Raw genomic sequence first — 1,179 nt, forward strand, 5'->3', positions numbered from 1 at the left:
CCCATCGAGGCGGTGAAGACCAATGTCCTGGGCACCGAGAACGTGCTGACCGCGGCCATCGAGGCAGGGGTGAAGAAGGTCATCTGCCTGTCCACGGACAAGGCCGCCTACCCGGTGAATGCCATGGGCACCTCCAAGGCCATGATGGAGAAGGTGATCGTGGCCAAATCAAGGACCGTTTCCCCGGAGAAGACAGCCATCTGCTGTACAAGATACGGCAATGTCATGTGTTCCCGGGGCTCGGTCATCCCTCTTTTCATCAGCCAGATCAAGGAGGGGAAGGAGCTGACCGTGACAGAGCCCACCATGACCCGGTTCATCATGAGCCTGGAAGAAGCGGTGGAACTGGTGGTTTTCGCTTTCCAGAACGCCCAGAGCGGTGATATCATGGTACAGAAGGCGCCGGCCTGCACTATCGAGGTGCTGGCCCGGGCTGTGGAGGAGGTGTTCCATGCGGACAACCCGGTGAAGGTCATCGGCATCCGCCACGGGGAAAAGATGTATGAGACCCTGCTGACCAACGAGGAGTGCTCCCATGCCATTGACATGGGGAATTTCTACCGGGTACCCTGTGACAAGCGGGACCTGAACTATGACAAATATTTCAAGGACGGGGATGTGCAGAGGAATACCCTGACCGAGTTCAACTCCAGCAACACGGAGCTGCTGGACGTGGAGCAGGTGAAGGAGAAGCTGCTGTCCCTGAAGTACATCCAGGACGAATTAAAGGAGTGGGAGCAGTAAGGTGAAAAGCGGCAGGGAGCAGGCAGTGCTGGCACTGTCAGGAAAAAGCTTATTTCAGACAGGGCAAAGGATGCCGGCGCGGGACGCGGACTGGCAGGGGATCTATGAGGAATGCTGCCAGCAGGCAGTCCCTGCCCTTGCCTGGAAGAGCGTGGACAGGGAGGCGCTGCCCAAAGAGCTGGCCGATAGATGGAAGGACACCGTGGTCGCCCAGGCCTACCACAGCCTGCAGGTGACCTGGCAGCATCTGCAGGTCCATGAGCTGATGGAACAAGCAGAGATCCCCTATGTCATCCTAAAGGGCTGCGCCTCCGCAGCTTATTATCCGGCGCCCCTGGAGCGGACCATGGGGGATGTGGACTTCCTGGTCCGGCCCCAGGACCTTGCGAGGGCCGGGAAGGTGCTGGAGGCAGAGGGATTCGTGCCCTGGGAGGA

Annotated in this window: 2 protein-coding genes; both read left to right on the top strand. The window is 59.3% G+C overall.

Features of this window, described 5'->3' with window-relative positions; all coding sequences use genetic code 11:
* A partial coding sequence (locus FGQ86_RS16145) for a polysaccharide biosynthesis protein (RefSeq protein ID WP_138305157.1) occupies window positions 1-744 on the top strand: 744 nt, incomplete at its 5' end.
* Between the two features lies 1 nt (window position 745).
* Window positions 746-1,179, top strand: a 434-nt coding sequence (locus tag FGQ86_RS16150; RefSeq protein ID WP_138305159.1) for a nucleotidyltransferase family protein, incomplete at its 3' end; no start/stop codon positions are given.

Origin of the sequence: Clostridium sp. BSD2780061688st1 H5 (assembly GCF_005845155.1) — a bacterium.
In the GTDB taxonomy this organism is placed as follows: Bacteria; Bacillota; Clostridia; order Lachnospirales; family Lachnospiraceae; genus Claveliimonas; species Claveliimonas intestinigallinarum.